Here is a 15,311-nt window from a genome sequence, read left to right as displayed (position 1 = left end):
TACTTTTCGTTTAACTTCCATTTAATCGGTTAAAATAGCAGCTAAACATCGCTAGGCCGTTTTGGTCATAATCCAGCGCTGTTCCCCTATCGCCTGCAGATGAAAATCCACGTCATAAACCTTGGATAATAACCCCGGCTCCATTACCTCGTGGGTGATCCCCTCGGCCACCAGCCGTCCGGCTTGCAGTAACCAGACTCGATCGGCCTGTTGCAAGGTATGATTAAGATCGTGAGCGCAGACCAGTGCACTGCGGCCACTTTGGCAAAATTCGCGCAGCAGGCGATCGAGTGCCACCTTTTGCGCCACATCCAGGCTGTTGGTCGGTTCATCGAGCAGCAGTAATTGGCTTCGCGGGTTGACTGTCGGCCAAACCTGCAATAGCACCGCGGCCAACCGCACCCGCTGCCATTCCCCCCCGGAGAGTTGAGTCAGCATGCGGGATAATTTATCCGCCAGCTTCAGGCTACGAGCCAAATACAAGATGGCGTTCTCCAGCTCGCTTTCGTCCGCTCCGGCGGGCTGATGTAAGGCGAGATATTGAAATACCGGCATCAGCGCAACCGGAGGCTGCTGCTGGCACAGATAAGCCCGGTGCCTTGCCAGTTCATTCCCCGCATACGCTTCCAGCAAACGCCCAGACAGCCGAACTTCGCCAAGCCCTGGCAGCATACCCGCCAATCTGGCCAACAGCGTACTCTTACCCGCGCCGTTTGGGCCGATCAGGTGCACCTGCAACCCAGCGGCGATCTGCCCAGAAAACGGCACTAATCGCCCTTCTACCCCCACCTCACTGAGTTGCAGCATGGCTCTGTTCGCTCCTTTACTTGGCCAAAGCCTGTTTGATGGCCTCGGACACCTGTGGGTCTTCTGGCGTCATATCCGGTGAGAAGCGTTGGATCACCGTACCATCACGGCCAATCAAGAATTTCTCAAAGTTCCACAGGATATCGCCAGTGTGCTTCGGCGCGCGGCCTTTGCTGCTCATCCGCTCCAGGAAACCACTGCCTTCTGGTGCGACGGCCTGTGGCTGTGCGGCAATCAGTTCCCGATACAGCGGATGACGGCCCTCACCATTGACTTCAATTTTGGCAAACATCGGGAATTGGACGCCAAAGGTGCCCCGGCAAAACGCCAGGATCTCTTCATTACTGCCCGGCTCCTGACCAAGAAACTCATTAGAGGGGAAGCCCAACACCGCAAAACCCTGCTCACGCCAGGTTTCATAAAGTTTTTCCAGACCTTCGTATTGCTTGGTCAGGCCGCATTCCGACGCTACGTTGACCACCAGCAGTACTTTGCCGGCATAGGCGTTCAGTGTGGTAGATTGGTTCTCAATGGTTTGCAGGGGAATGGCATAAATGGGGTTGCTCATCAGATGTTTTCCTTTGGTTTTATTTGCAGGTGATACAGAGAAACGCCGCCGGTCATTACCGGCAGCCGGTTTACCTTACGCTTTTTGTCCGGGCCAGTAACCAGATAAAAAGAGGGGCTCCCAGCGTTGCAGTAACCACGCCGATGGGTAATTCTGCCGAAAACAGCGCAATCCGCGCCACCACGTCAGCCACTAACAGCACGCCCGCGCCCGCCAGCGCGCAGCCAGGTAACAGATAACGTTGGTTGGTCAAACCGCTGAGGCGCAAAATATGCGGGATCACCAGGCCGATAAAGCCAATCACACCCGCCAAGGCCACGCTGGTTCCCACCAGCCAGCCGATGGCCAGCACCAGCAGATTACGCCATATGTGCAGGGAAAGGCCCAACTGCCGGGCCTGCATCTCGCCAAGCGCCATCAAGTTCAGCGCCTTGCCTTGCGCGCATAGCCACAGCAGCGCCGGCAACAAGGCTAACAGCAGCCATTTCTGCCGCCAATCCACCCCGCCGAAACCGCCCATCATCCAGTACATTAGCTGCCGCAGGTCGAGGCTCGAACTGAAATACACGGCCCAAGTCATAATCGCGCTGCACACAATCCCCAGTGCGACTCCTACCAGCAGCAAACGTGCGTTGCTCAACCTACGACGGCGGGCAAAAATCAGCAACAGGGAGGTCATCACCAGGGCGCCTGCGATGGCGTTCATGCTCATCAGCGCCACCGGCAGCAGGCCGTTGCCGAACAGCACCGTCAGCACCAGCGCGACTCCGGCACCGTTGGATACGCCAAGCAGCCCAGGTTCTGCCAGCGGGTTCTCAAACAGGGCCTGCATCGCCGCCCCCGCCACCGCCAGGCTTGCCCCCACCAGCATCACCGCCAGCGCTCGTGGCAAACGCAATTGCCAGACAAACAGCTGTGCAGGTTCACTCAACCACTGCGCAGGCCAGATCCACAGATCCCCGGCGCTCAGGCTGAAGGCGAACGCTAGTACGACGCCCAGCGTCAGCCAGGTCAAATAGCGTTTATCGCGACGGTGTTGATACTGTTGTAACAAAGTGAAGGTCTGACTGCTCGGCATAACTACACAACTTCCCTACTGGCCAGGATAACGACCTGAAAATAACGTCTTGCAGCAAATAGTAGGAGGTTCGGACGTTTAGGGGAAGGACTGAGTGAACGAATGGTGGTGAAAGCAGCGGCTGGCACCGCCGGTCATCGAGGTAATGATGGTAATAGACGGGAACAGCATGCAGCGCCGACCTGTGAGGTTGGTAAACCGCCTAAAGAAAAAGGCCGCTTGCGCGGCCTTTTTGGCGTTGTATAACCTACTCTTTCGGGCTGGCGTTCTCCACCCGGCTTTTCAGTTTCTGTCCCGGACGGAAAGTGACCACGCGGCGCGCCGTAATCGGAATGTCCTCACCGGTTTTCGGGTTGCGTCCCGGACGTTGGTTCTTGTCTCGCAAATCAAAATTGCCAAAACCAGACAGCTTGACCTGTTCTCCGTTCTCCAGAGCTCGACGGACCTCTTCAAAGAACAGTTCTACCAGGTCTTTGGCATCCCGTTTGCTAAGCCCTAGCTTCTCAAACAGGTGTTCTGACATTTCAGCTTTAGTAAGCGCCATAGGTTCAATCCCTCAAGGATGCTTGGAATCGCTGTTTTAGAGCCTCTACACATTTTGCAACGGTAGCGGCAATCTCCTCTTCTTCCAGTGTACGGGCGGTATCCTGCAACACCAGACTGATAGCCAGGCTCTTATAACCCTCAGCTACGCCCTTGCCACGGTACACATCAAACAAGTTTACGCCAACTACCTGATTTGCGCCAACTTTCTTACACTCTGCCAAAATATCTTCTGCGGCGACGTTTTCAGCCACTACAACGGCGATATCGCGGCGGTTTGCAGGGAAGCGAGAAACCTCACGGGCCTGAGGCACGGCGCGGCTTGCGAGCTTGTTCCACTCCAATTCAAATACCACAGTACGGCCGTTAAGATCCAGTTTACGTTCAAGTTCTGGGTGAACCACACCGATGAAACCGACACGCTCGCCGTGTAAATAAATGGCCGCACTTTGCCCAGGATGCAGGGCGGGATTGGACTCTGCCTTGAACTGAATTTCGGATAATTTACCGGTCAGCTCCAATACCGATTCCAGATCCCCTTTCAAATCATAGAAGTCCACCGGCTTTCTTGCCAGATCCCAATGCTCATCATGGGTATGCCCAGCAATTACGCCGGCCAGCATGACATCCTGACGGATACCCAGATTTGCCGCAGTATCAGGGACAAAGCGCAGGCCGCTTTCAAACAGGCGCACCCGAGTTTGCTGGCGATTCTGGTTATAAACCACCGCCGAAAGCAGGCCTGTCCACAGTGACAGACGCATGGCAGACATCTCTACCGAGATAGGGCTTGGCAGGATCAGGGCTTCTTCACCTGGGTGCAGCAACGCTTGCACTTTCGGGTCGACAAAACTGTAAGTAATTGCTTCCTGATAGCCATGATCGACCAACATGGTCTTCACGCGCTTCAGGGTCAGATCGGATTCACGGTGTTTGGTCATCACCAGATCGGCGCGCACTGGCACATCCGGGATGTTGTTGTAGCCATAGACACGGGCCACTTCTTCCACCAAATCTTCTTCGATCTCCATATCGAAACGCCAGCTTGGCGCCACCGCCAGCCAGTTGTCGCCCTGCTCGGTAACCTGGCAACCCAGGCGACGCAGAATATCGCTCACCTGCTCGCTTGGCACTACGTGGCCAATCAGACGATCCAGCTTTTCACGGCGCAACGCAATGGTGGCACGCTTAGGTAAGGTGCTTTCATCGCTAACGTCAATGATTGGGCCAGCCTGACCACCGCAGATGTCGATCAGCAGGCGTGTAGCACGCTCCATCGCTTTATGTTGCAGTGCCGGATCTACGCCACGCTCGTAACGATGTGAAGCATCGGTATGCAGACCATGACGACGAGCACGGCCAGTAATCGACAGCGGGCTGAAGAAGGCGCATTCCAGCAGCACATCCTGGGTTTCGTCATTCACGCCAGAGTGCTCACCACCAAAGATGCCGCCCATGGCCAGCGCTTTTTGCTGATCGGCAATCACCAGGGTGTCTGCCTGCAGTTTGGCTTCGTTGCCATCCAGCAGGCGCAGCGTTTCACCTTCGTGGGCCATACGCACCACAATACCGCCCTCAATACGATTGAGGTCAAAGGCGTGCATCGGTTGGCCCAGCTCCATCAGCACGTAGTTGGTGACGTCGACCACGGCATCAATCGAGCGAATACCGGCACGGCGCAGCTTCTCACGCATCCACAGTGGTGAAGGTGCCTTCACGTTGATGCCTTTCACTACGCGGCCAAGATAACGTGGGCACGCCTGAGGGGCTTCTACACGGATTGGCAGGGTGTCGGTGATGGTGGCAGCAACCGGGCTCATATCCGGCTCGGTCAGCGGCAGTTGGTTCAGCACGGCAACGTCGCGCGCGACACCAATGATACCCAGGCAATCGGCACGGTTCGGCGTAACGCTGATTTCGATCGCGCTATCGTTCAGTTGCAGATAGTCACGGATATCGGTGCCGATCGGCGCATCTGCAGGCAGCTCAATGATGCCGTCATGATCGTCTGAAATCGCCAGTTCGGAGAACGAACACAGCATGCCTTCAGAAGGCTCGCCACGCAGCTTGGCGGCTTTGATTTTAAAATCGCCTGGCAGTACGGCTCCGACAGTAGCAACGGCTACTTTCAGACCCACGCGGCAGTTTGGCGCACCACAAACGATGTCTAACAGGCGCTCACCGCCCACGTCGACTTTGGTCACGCGCAGTTTGTCGGCGTTCGGGTGCTGACCGCACTCCACCACGTGGCCCACGACCACGCCTTTGAACACGCCAGCCACCGGCTCAACGCCGTCTACTTCCAGGCCAGCCATGGTGATTTGATCGGATAATGCTTCGCTGCTGATGGCCGGGTTTACCCACTCGCGCAACCAGAGTTCACTGAATTTCATGTGATATTCCCGCCTTACTTAAACTGTTTGAGGAAACGCAGATCGTTTTCGAAGAACGCACGCAGATCGGTGACGCCGTAACGCAGCATCGTCAGGCGCTCCATACCCATACCGAAGGCAAAACCGGAATAGATTTCCGGATCGATACCCACGTTGCGCAGTACGTTCGGGTGCACCATGCCGCAACCCAACACTTCCAGCCACTTACCGTTTTTGCCCATTACATCCACTTCGGCAGAAGGTTCGGTGAACGGGAAATAGGAAGGACGGAAACGAACCTGCAGGTCTTCTTCAAAGAAGTTGTTCAGGAAATCGTGCAGCGTCCCTTTCAGGTTGGTGAAGCTGATGTCCTTGTCGACGATCAGCCCTTCCATCTGGTGGAACATCGGCGTATGTGTCTGATCGTAGTCGTTACGATAGACACGGCCCGGCGCGATGATACGGATCGGTGGTTGCTGGTTCTTCATTGTGCGGATCTGCACGCCAGAAGTTTGGGTACGCAGCAGGCGCGTCGCGTCAAACCAGAAGGTATCGTGATCGGCACGGGCCGGGTGATGCCCTGGGATATTCAGCGCGTCGAAGTTATGGTAATCGTCTTCGATTTCCGGGCCGGTCTCTACCGAGAAGCCCAGTTCGCCAAAGAAGGTTTCGATACGATCGATGGTGCGAGTGACCGGGTGCAGGCCACCGTTCTCCAGGCGACGCCCCGGCAGAGAGACGTCGATGGTCTCTGCCGCCAGGCGGGCGTTCAGCACCGCAGACTCCAACGCGTTCTTACGCGCGTTCAGCGCATCCTGAACTTCCTGTTTTGCCTGGTTGATCACCGCCCCGGCTGCCGGGCGATCTTCCGCTGGCACTTCACGCAGGGACTGCATCTGTAAGGTAAAATGACCTTTCTTGCCAAAATATTCGACGCGTACCAAATCTAACGCGGCAACATCTTGGGCATCTTCTACGGCTGCCTTGGCGTTGGCAACCAGCTCTGCGAGATGTGACATTGCTTTCCTCTTCCTCTGGCCTTGTGGCCCTAAGTAATTGTTATCTATTATTCCAACACGCCTTTGGTTGATCTTCAAAGAATTTCAAGCCGTAGCCAAGCAAGTACCGCAGGCCCAAAAGGCGCAGAAGGTGGCCAAAAACAAAAAAGCCTCCACTTGGGAGGCTTAGGCGCTACTTTCCGTTTCTTTTCTTACGCGCAAAGCCTCCTGAAGTCAGGCGCTAAAGTAAAAAAAGAAGCGGAAAATAACAGCGTGCATGTTGGTAGTACCTTGTCGATGGATTGGCAACCAGTGTGATAGCGCCAGCCGATAAAAGTCAATATCTGTATTGGGAACAAACAGTAAAAGAGGGAGCAAGCTCCCTCTTTTCAACCAGCTTACGCCAGTGCTGCTTTCGCTTTTTCAACCAGTGCGCCAAAGGCCACTTTGTCGAATACTGCGATGTCAGCCAGGATCTTACGGTCAATTTCAATAGAAGCTTTTTTCAAGCCGTTAATGAATTTGCTGTAAGACAAGCCGTTCTGACGAGCAGCTGCGTTGATACGTGCAATCCACAGCTGACGGAACTGACGCTTACGTTGACGACGGTCACGGTAAGCATACTGACCTGCTTTGATTACTGCCTGGAAGGCAACACGATAAACGCGCGAACGGGCACCGTAGTAACCTTTCGCTTGTTTCAGTATTTTCTTGTGACGTGCGCGTGCAATTACACCACGTTTTACGCGAGCCATATGCTCTCTCCTAAAGTCTTATTCTAGATTCAAAAAATGTGGCTTATGCGTACGGCAGGCACGCGATAACCAGGACCAGATCGTTTTTAGACACCATGCCTTTCGGACGCAGATGACGTTTACGCTTGGTTGCTTTTTTGGTCAGAATATGACGCAGGTTAGCATGTTTGCGCTTAAAACCACCGCTGCCGGTCTTTTTGAAGCGCTTGGCTGCACCACGTACAGTTTTAATCTTTGGCATGTTAATTAAATCCACTTCGCATTGTTAAACAACGAATCAGTGAGGCGAATAAAACCCACGCACGCTTGCACGGCGTGGGTTCGATTACTTGGAAGCCTTACTGTTTCTTCTTGGGTGCGAGCACCATAATCATCTGACGGCCTTCGATCCTTGTTGGGAAGGACTCGACCACTGCCAGATCAATATCTTCACACAGGTCTTTACGGACGCGATTAAGCACTTCCATACCGATCTGCTGGTGCGCCATTTCACGCCCACGGAAACGCAGGGTGATCTTGGCTTTATCGCCGTCTTCCAGAAAGCGAATCAGGTTGCGTAGTTTGACCTGATAGTCGCCATCATCGGTGCCAGGACGGAATTTGATTTCCTTAACCTGGATAACTTTTTGCTTCTTCTTCTGTTCTTTGGTCGACTTGCTCTTCTCGTAGAGGAATTTGCCGTAATCCATGATCCGGCAAACTGGCGGTTCGGCATTTGGGCTGATCTCTACTAAATCAACACCCGCTTCCTCAGCTTTTTCAAGAGCTTCATTCAGACTGACAATACCAATCTGCTCGCCATCGACGCCGGTTAGGCGAACTTCTTGCGCGCGAATTTCTTTGTTAATGCGATTTGGACGCGCCGGTTGAACTCGTTTTCCGCCTTTAATACTTTATTCCTCCAGTTGATGAAGACTTCGGCTGCGTATCTCATGTAGCAGCTTGTCTACGACTTCTTGTACGTCCAGGCTCCCCAGGTCTTTGCCACGGCGGGTACGAACGGCAACTTTGCCTGATTCGACCTCTTTATCACCGCACACCAACATGTATGGAACCCGTCGTAAAGTATGTTCGCGAATTTTAAAGCCAATCTTCTCGTTTCTCAAGTCCGCTTTTGCCCGAATGCCTGCATCTTGCAGTTTTTTGGTCAATTGCTGGACGTAATCAGACTGGCTGTCGGTGATATTCATCACCACTACCTGCACTGGAGCAATCCAGGTTGGGTAGAAACCGGCATATTCTTCGGTAAGGATACCGATGAAGCGCTCCATGGAGCCAAGAATAGCACGGTGTATCATTACCGGTACCACGCGTTCGTTGTTTTCGCCAACATACGACGCGCCTAAACGGCCCGGTAAGAAGAAATCGAGTTGCACGGTACCACATTGCCATGCGCGATCCAAACAATCATGCAAGGTAAATTCAATTTTTGGTCCGTAGAAAGCGCCCTCACCCGGCTGATATTCAAACGGAATCCCGTTTTCAGTCAGCGCAGCGGCCAGATCGTTTTCGGCTCGAGTCCACATTTCGTCAGTCCCGATGCGCTTCTCTGGACGGGTGGACAGTTTCACCACAATCTTTTCGAAGCCAAAGACACCGTACATATCGTAGACCATTTTGATGCAGTCGTTCACTTCGGAACGCACCTGATCTTCGGTACAGAAGATATGGGCATCGTCCTGGGTGAAACCACGCACACGCATCAGGCCATGCAGCGAACCGGATGGCTCGTTACGGTGGCAGCTACCGAACTCGCCCATACGCAGCGGCAGGTCACGGTAAGACTTCAGGCCCTGGTTGAAGATCTGCACGTGGCCCGGGCAGTTCATCGGCTTGATGCAATATTCACGGTTCTCTGAAGAAGTGGTGAACATGGCGTCTTTGTAGTTTTCCCAGTGGCCGGTTTTTTCCCACAGCACACGGTCCATCATGAACGGCCCTTTCACCTCCTGATACTGGTGTTCTTTGAGCTTCATGCGCACAAAGGCTTCCAGTTCGCGGAAGATGGTCCAGCCGTCGTTATGCCAGAACACCATGCCAGGGGCTTCTTCCTGCATATGATACAGGTCGAGCTGCTTGCCGATCTTGCGATGGTCACGCTTGGCTGCTTCTTCCAGACGTTGCAGGTAAGCGTTCAACTGCTTCTTGTCTGCCCAGGCGGTACCGTAGATACGCTGCAGCATTTTGTTTTTGCTGTCGCCACGCCAGTAGGCACCGGAGGTTTTCTGCAGTTTGAAATGGTGGCAGAAACGCATATTCGGCACGTGCGGGCCACGGCACATATCCACGTATTCTTCGTGATGATACAGGCCTGGGCGATCGTCATGGCTGATATTTTCATCCAGAATCGCCACCTTGTAGCTTTCGCCACGGGCTGCGAAGGTGTCGCGGGCTTCCTGCCAGCTCACGGTTTTCTTGATGACGTCATAATCTTTGTCGGCCAATTCATGCATCCGCTTCTCCAGCAGATCCAGATCTTCCTGCGTCAGGGTATGGTCGAGGTCAACATCATAGTAAAAACCGTTGTCGATCACCGGACCAATGGCCATTTTGGTATCTGGCCACAGCTGTTTGATCGCATGACCCAGCAGGTGCGCACAGGAGTGGCGCATGATATCCAGGCCTTCGGCATCTTTGATGGTAATGATGGCCAATTGCGCATCGGCTTCGATGGCATCGTTGGCATCGACCAGTTCACCGTTAACGCGGCCGGCGATACAGGCTTTGGCAAGGCCAGGGCCAATATCACGGGCAACATCCATCGGGGAAACGGCATGGTCGTATTGACGCTGACTTCCGTCAGGAAGAGTAATAACAGGCATTCATAATTCCTTATCTACAGTGGTGACCCACACGACAGATCACATGCAGTACAGATATTTTGGTTAGTGTTGAGTCAGTTATGCGTCATATCTCGCCCACAATTGCCAGATTGACGCACAACTTGGTCCGTTAATAACACCCGAACCTCCAGTGGCTGTTCACAGCCTCGCGAATAGTAACATTAAAACTGTAGAGGATAAATAAAGCGCAGTTTACCCTGCTGCATAATTGATCGCACTTGACTTACCACGATGACTCGGTCAAATTACCCGGGTAAAATAATTTAACCCGGATATAAAAATATGAAAACCCTCAATACGCCGAGCTGCACCGCTTTCTTGCAGCATCAACGAGTGGCTGCCGGGTCTTATGCCGATGTCGCTCAGGCGCTTGCTGCGATGGATCTCACTGCCGGGGGGCTGTTAGTGTTTGATGATGCCACCGGCTCCCAAGTGGATTACCCTTGGCCAGCAGGTTACGTTTGGCCCCAGCCTGATGGCGGTGTCGCTGAGCTTGATGCAGAACCGACAACTCAACCCTCGGTTGGTCGGCCCAAACTCGGCGTAGTGGCCCGCGAAGTGACCCTCCTGCCCCGTCATTGGGAATGGCTGGCACAACAGCGCGGTGGTGCTTCTGCTGCGCTACGTCGTCTGGTTGATGAAGCCAGGCGCACCACGGTCGAGCAGGATAATGAACGCCGTATCAAAGAGAACGGCTATCGCTTTATGAGCGCCATCGCCGGCTCTTTACCGGGCTATGAAGAAGCCACGCGCGCACTGTTTGGCCACGACAGCAAGCTGTTTGCCGAGCGAATTGCGCAATGGCCTGCCGATATCCAGGCGCATCTGGCCTGGATGACTCGCGATGCGTTCCCCCGCTGAACGCACTGGTTGTCAGCTACAATAACGTTATTTATGAGCACCGTTAGTGCTCGTTACAGGCCTTTAGGCGCAGGAAAAACGATTAAATGCAAACCCTTCCGCAGCACAAGCAGCCACCGCTTTGGCGCATCTATCTGATCTTTTTGGTGCCCATGGTGCTGTCCAACTTCCTGCAAGGATTTTCAGGCACGCTAAACGGCATCTATATCGGCCAGATGCTCGGCACCCATGCGCTGGCCGCCATCTCCGGTATGTTCCCGGTGGTGTTCTTCTTTATCTCACTGGTGATTGGCGTTGGTGCCGGTGCCTCGGTGCTGATTGGGCAGGCATGGGGCGCGAATGAACCGGAAAAAGTGAAAACCATTGCCGGTACGGCCTTGATGCTGGGCGTGTCGCTTGGCTTACTGGCGGCAGTATTTGGCAGTCTGTTTGCCCGCCAGGCGCTACAAGCGCTAGGCACGCCAGCGGACGTGCTGGAAGAAGCGGTCTCTTACGCCCGCATCATGATGCTGATTATGCCGTTATTGCTGGTATTTGTGTTGTTCACCCAGTTGCTGCGCGGCGTCAGTGACACGGTCTCACCACTCTTGGCCCTGCTGCTGTCTACCATCGTTGGCTTGCTGCTCACACCTGCCCTGATCCGTGGCTGGCTGGGCTTTGCCCCCATGGGCATACAGAGCGCGGCTCTGGCGGGTATGGTCGGTAACGCACTGGCAATGTTGTATCTGACATTGCGTCTGCGCCGCAAAAAACACGTGTTGGCCCCCGACCGGGCCATGCTGGCCGCGCTCAAGCTGGATACGGTGGTGCTACGCAAAGTATTACGTATTGGCCTGCCCACCGGTTTACAAATGGTGGTAATTTCTATCTCTGAGCTGATCATCCTGACGCTGGTCAATCGCCACGGTTCGGATGCCACGGCAGCCTACGGCGCAGTGACACAGATCGTAAACTATGTGCAATTCCCTGCCCTGTCGATTGCCATCACCGCCTCTATTTTAGGCGCTCAGGCCATCGGCGCTGGCAAAACCGAGCGCATTGCTCCTATCTTGCGTACCGGGCTATATATCAACCTCTGGCTGACCGGCTCGTTGATTATTCTGGTCTACCTGCTGTCACATTGGCTGCTGGGTTTGTTCCTGACCAGCCCGGTGGTATTGGCAGAAGCAGAGCATTTATTGCATATCATGCTGTGGAGCATGCTGGTATTTGGTTTCCAGGCGATTGTCGGCGGCATCATGCGCGCCAGCGGCGTGGTGTTAGTGCCGGTGACGATCTCCATTCTCTGCATCGTGGCCGTACAGTTGCCAGCGGCCTATCTGCTCAGCAATCACTTTGGATTAGAGGGGGTATGGATGGCGTTCCCTATCGCCTATTTGACAATGCTGGCATTGCAGACAACGTTTTATAGGCTGGTATGGCGACACAGAAAAATTGAGCGTCTGGTCTGACGCTGGTAGTCACAATACTTTTTGGGCGTAGTGACTGCGCCCCCATTTCATTCTCTTGCTGGGGTTTGTTTTATGTCGAGTATTCTGCAGTTGTTTCAGGCCATCGGGCTGGGGATAGCCCTACTGTTGCCACTGGCCAACCCGCTGACCACCGTGGCGCTGCTGCTTGGTCTGTCGGGAAATATGACCAACGAAGAGCGCAACCATCAGTCGCTGATGGCTTCGGTCTATGTGTTCTGCATCATGACGGTGGCGTTCTATGCCGGTCAACTTGTCATGAGCACCTTTGGGATCTCCATCCCCGGGCTGCGGATCGCCGGGGGTTTGATTGTCGCCTTTATCGGTTTTCGCATGTTGTTCCCACAGCAAAGTGCCGATGAAACACCGGAGGTAGAAACCAAAAGCAGAGAATTGCGCAAGAAAACCTCGGCCAATATCGCCTTTGTCCCACTGGCCATGCCAAGTACCGCTGGGCCGGGTACTATCGCCATGATCATCAGCACCGCATCCAGCGTCAATGAAAATACCCTGGGCTTTGCCCACTGGGTGCTGCTGGCCGCGCCGGTGGCCATTTTCCTGTCGATAGCGATCATTCTGTGGGTCTGTTTACGTAGCTCCACGGCGATCATGAAACTGGTTGGCGAAAGCGGTATTGAGGCCATTTCCCGCCTGATGGGCTTCCTGCTGGTGTGTATGGGCGTACAGTTTATTATCAACGGCGTGTTGGAGCTGATCTCTACCTATGTGCCAATGACCTAACCCAACCGGCCCCGCAGTCGCGGGGCCAATTTGATCGCTATGCCAACCCGTAAACCAAAGCGGAAAGTGCAATCAACCCCATCACAAGTACAAAGACATTACTCAAGGCACGATAACGGCGCATAGCCGGAACCGCGCGCACCGCATACATCGGCAGAATAAACAGGATCACCGCAATCAGCGGACCGCTGATGGTTTCAATGATATGCAAGGCGCTAGGATTCCAGACGGTGGCCGCCCAGGTGAGCAAGAACAGCACCACGCCGGAGATACGATGAGTCGTCCTGGCATTTAACGGCTTGCCAACGGCGCGGGTTAGCCCATCAATCAGGCTGGTTGCGCCTTCGGTTACGCCTAGAGACGTGCCAAGATAGGACTTTGCCATCGCCAACATCGCCATCACCGGCCCAAGATAGGCAATCAGCGGATTGGAAAACTTGTTGGCCAGGGTGGTCAACACCGTGATGTTCTGCGCTTTCGCCTGCTCCATCTCCTGGTGCGAAAGGCTCAGTACGCAGCTGAACACGAAGAACAGCACGGTAACGCAAATCAGCAGGTAGCTGTAACGCATGATCCGCGCACAACGGCGCTCGGCCTTGTCGCCATATAAGCTGTTCTGGGTGGACGCGAACGACGAAATGATCGGCGCATGGCTAAAGGAAAATACCATCACCGGGACTGCCAACCACAGCGAATGCCACAGGTCGGGGCTGTCAAATTGCGTGTTGGCCAAACCACTGACAAAGTTCTCGGTCTGCCAGGTGGGTACCAGATACAGCGAAATCCCCATCAGAAACACCAGCAATGGGAATACCAGAACGCCCATCGCGGCCACAATAGTATCCTTTCCGCGCAACAGCACCAGATTGAGCACCACCACTACCGCCAAACTCAGCCAGATACGGGGTACCGGGTTGAAGTGAAATTGGTGAGTCAGGAAGCTGTCCAACGCGTTGGTGATGGAAATACTGTAAACCAGCACGATGGGGAAAAACGCCATCAGGTATAGCACCATAATGATCTTGCCGGCTAACACGCCGAAATGCTCGACCACCACGTCCTGAATATTGCCATCGCGGCTGGAGCCGGAAAGGACAAAGCGGGTTAGTGCCAGATGGGGTAAATAGGTCAGAGGGAAAGCGAACAGTGCCATCAATAGCAGCACCAGCGGGCCATTCAGACCGGCATTGATCGGCAGAAACAGGGTGCCGGCCCCCACGGCCGTAGCGTAAAGCCCGAACATCCAGACGGTGTCGGTCTTGTTCCATTTGGCAGCTTGGGCAATGGCCAACCTGCCATGATCTGGAGAAATCGTACTCATGAGACAGCTTACCTTAATCTACAGCGCCAACGATTGCGCCCGACGGAAACTCCCTTCTCCGTAGAATGTTTATATAAAACAGGATATTAATGGCGAGAGAAATTCACCTACCTGATAAAAGGACGGCAAAGGATAAAGAAAATCTCTGGAATGGTCTATATTTCGGCGGTTAACTGCGCGCTTCGTGAGCAGCCGATGCCGCCCACGAGTCATATGGAATGGAACAATGCCTAGGCGCTGGCGGCGGCGACAAACCGGCGTATTTCACCAATATGCTGCGGGCCGTAAGCACATTGCCCTACTTCTATTTTTGGCTTGTTACGCCCGTGGAAGTCACTGCCGCAGGTAACAAACGCCGAGCGGCCCACGGTAAACTCATACAGCTGGCTAGCCAATTCGGGTGAATGATAGCTTGAGAACACCTCTACCCCCATCACACCAATCTTCAACATTTCATCGATGACATGGGTATGGTCCTGTTTAACGTTGGCACCGATATGTGCCAGGATCGGTATTCCCCCGTTATGGCGGATCACCTCCACCATGCGGCTCATAGCGGGATAGATGACCGGCATATAGCACACCTTTCCTGGGCCAAAAAAGTCCCAATAGAAATTGATTAGTGGCATATCGGCCCTTTCCCCCCCGGGCCGATAAGGCATCAGCAACGGATGCCCGTCATTACGCGGATCGTCGAGTATCACTTCACCCATCTGCTCTTCCTGCGGGATAGCGCCACCGCATACCTGCTCCAGGCGTTGCTCATCCAGATGGAATTTCAACCCGCGCAGCTTGGCAAATTTTTGCGGCGTCAGTTCCCGTTGAATGGCTGTCTCTTATACACATCTCCGAGCCCACGAGACAGGAGGTATCATCTCGTATGCCGTCTTGTGCTTGAAAAGGGGGGGGGGGGGGGGGGGGGGGGGGGGGGGGGGGGGGGGGGGGGGGGGGGGGG

At 54.3% G+C, this 15,311-nt stretch carries 17 protein-coding genes and 1 other annotated feature; of the genes, 3 read left to right on the top strand and 14 right to left on the bottom strand.

The features are described from left to right. Positions 1-51: 51 nt before the first annotated feature. The 11 genes from btuD to thrS all read right to left on the bottom strand — a co-directional run bounded on the left by btuD (position 52) and on the right by thrS (position 9,943). Positions 52-807 carry a vitamin B12 ABC transporter ATP-binding protein BtuD gene (gene btuD / locus JHD74_RS07470; protein ID WP_199062286.1) on the bottom strand — a complete coding sequence of 252 codons (756 nt, stop codon included), beginning with the start codon at positions 805-807 and terminating at the stop codon, positions 52-54. Positions 808-823: 16 nt separating this feature from the next. Further along, on the bottom strand, positions 824-1,375 hold the full coding sequence (locus tag JHD74_RS07465; RefSeq protein ID WP_024530015.1) for a glutathione peroxidase: 552 nt from the start codon (positions 1,373-1,375) through the stop codon (positions 824-826). 70 nt (positions 1,376-1,445) lie between these two features. Then, positions 1,446-2,453 (bottom strand): vitamin B12 ABC transporter permease BtuC, encoded by a 1,008-nt coding sequence (btuC, locus tag JHD74_RS07460; RefSeq protein ID WP_199062284.1) that lies wholly within the window; start codon positions 2,451-2,453, stop codon positions 1,446-1,448. A 247-nt stretch (positions 2,454-2,700) separates the two neighbouring features. Then, complete coding sequence (ihfA, locus tag JHD74_RS07455; protein ID WP_004943604.1) at positions 2,701-2,997, bottom strand: integration host factor subunit alpha; 297 nt, start codon at positions 2,995-2,997, stop codon at positions 2,701-2,703. 4 nt (positions 2,998-3,001) lie between these two features. Further along, positions 3,002-5,389 carry a phenylalanine--tRNA ligase subunit beta gene (gene pheT / locus JHD74_RS07450; protein ID WP_199062282.1) on the bottom strand — a complete coding sequence of 796 codons (2,388 nt, stop codon included), beginning with the start codon at positions 5,387-5,389 and terminating at the stop codon, positions 3,002-3,004. Positions 5,390-5,403: 14 nt separating this feature from the next. After that, positions 5,404-6,387 (bottom strand): phenylalanine--tRNA ligase subunit alpha, encoded by a 984-nt coding sequence (gene pheS / locus JHD74_RS07445; RefSeq protein WP_021804595.1) that lies wholly within the window; start codon positions 6,385-6,387, stop codon positions 5,404-5,406. 139 nt (positions 6,388-6,526) lie between these two features. After that, positions 6,527-6,651, bottom strand: a sequence feature (Phe leader region). Continuing rightward, positions 6,601-6,645 carry a pheST operon leader peptide PheM gene (gene pheM / locus JHD74_RS07440; RefSeq protein ID WP_121608962.1) on the bottom strand — a complete coding sequence of 15 codons (45 nt, stop codon included), beginning with the start codon at positions 6,643-6,645 and terminating at the stop codon, positions 6,601-6,603. (Overlaps the previous feature by 45 nt.) A gap of 113 nt (positions 6,652-6,764) precedes the next feature. Beyond that, positions 6,765-7,121 carry a 50S ribosomal protein L20 gene (rplT, locus tag JHD74_RS07435; RefSeq protein ID WP_004963673.1) on the bottom strand — a complete coding sequence of 119 codons (357 nt, stop codon included), beginning with the start codon at positions 7,119-7,121 and terminating at the stop codon, positions 6,765-6,767. Positions 7,122-7,164: 43 nt separating this feature from the next. After that, on the bottom strand, positions 7,165-7,362 hold the full coding sequence (gene rpmI, locus JHD74_RS07430; RefSeq protein ID WP_024485856.1) for a 50S ribosomal protein L35: 198 nt from the start codon (positions 7,360-7,362) through the stop codon (positions 7,165-7,167). Between the two features lie 97 nt (positions 7,363-7,459). Then, positions 7,460-8,011, bottom strand: coding sequence for a translation initiation factor IF-3 (gene infC, locus JHD74_RS07425; RefSeq protein ID WP_071683678.1), 552 nt, complete (start codon positions 8,009-8,011; stop codon positions 7,460-7,462). Between the two features lie 3 nt (positions 8,012-8,014). Then, the gene (gene thrS, locus JHD74_RS07420) at positions 8,015-9,943 is read right to left on the bottom strand and encodes a threonine--tRNA ligase (RefSeq protein WP_074031015.1); all 1,929 of its coding nucleotides are present in this window, start codon (positions 9,941-9,943) and stop codon (positions 8,015-8,017) included. Between the two features lie 303 nt (positions 9,944-10,246). On the opposite strand from thrS, the gene JHD74_RS07415 reads away from it, so the two are divergent. From JHD74_RS07415 to JHD74_RS07405, 3 genes are all read left to right on the top strand, one after another. After that, a complete protein-coding gene (locus JHD74_RS07415) occupies positions 10,247-10,825 on the top strand; it encodes a DUF2239 family protein (RefSeq protein WP_199062280.1) in 579 nt (192 codons plus the stop codon). Between the two features lie 86 nt (positions 10,826-10,911). Next, positions 10,912-12,276 (top strand): MATE family efflux transporter, encoded by a 1,365-nt coding sequence (locus JHD74_RS07410; RefSeq protein ID WP_024530021.1) that lies wholly within the window; start codon positions 10,912-10,914, stop codon positions 12,274-12,276. 72 nt (positions 12,277-12,348) lie between these two features. Beyond that, positions 12,349-13,035, top strand: a complete 687-nt coding sequence (locus tag JHD74_RS07405) for a MarC family NAAT transporter (RefSeq protein WP_024530022.1) — start codon at positions 12,349-12,351, stop codon at positions 13,033-13,035. Positions 13,036-13,072: 37 nt separating this feature from the next. On the opposite strand, the gene JHD74_RS07400 is transcribed toward JHD74_RS07405, so the two are convergent. The 3 genes from JHD74_RS07400 to JHD74_RS07390 all read right to left on the bottom strand — a co-directional run. Then, a complete protein-coding gene (locus JHD74_RS07400; protein WP_074031010.1) occupies positions 13,073-14,356 on the bottom strand; it encodes an HAAAP family serine/threonine permease in 1,284 nt (427 codons plus the stop codon). Positions 14,357-14,586: 230 nt separating this feature from the next. Beyond that, positions 14,587-15,138, bottom strand: a complete 552-nt coding sequence (locus JHD74_RS07395; RefSeq protein ID WP_199062278.1) for a hypothetical protein — start codon at positions 15,136-15,138, stop codon at positions 14,587-14,589. Next, positions 15,119-15,311: hypothetical protein (locus JHD74_RS07390; RefSeq protein WP_199062276.1), on the bottom strand; the 193-nt coding region annotated here is incomplete at its 5' end. The genes JHD74_RS07390 and JHD74_RS07395, both read right to left, overlap by 20 nt.

It is taken from the genome of Serratia sp. ASV30 (assembly GCF_016428815.1).
GTDB lineage: Bacteria > Pseudomonadota > Gammaproteobacteria > Enterobacterales > Enterobacteriaceae > Chania > Chania fonticola_C.
The sequence above is the reverse complement of the archived record's forward strand: the minus strand, read 5'-3'. Positions and strand labels throughout refer to the sequence as shown.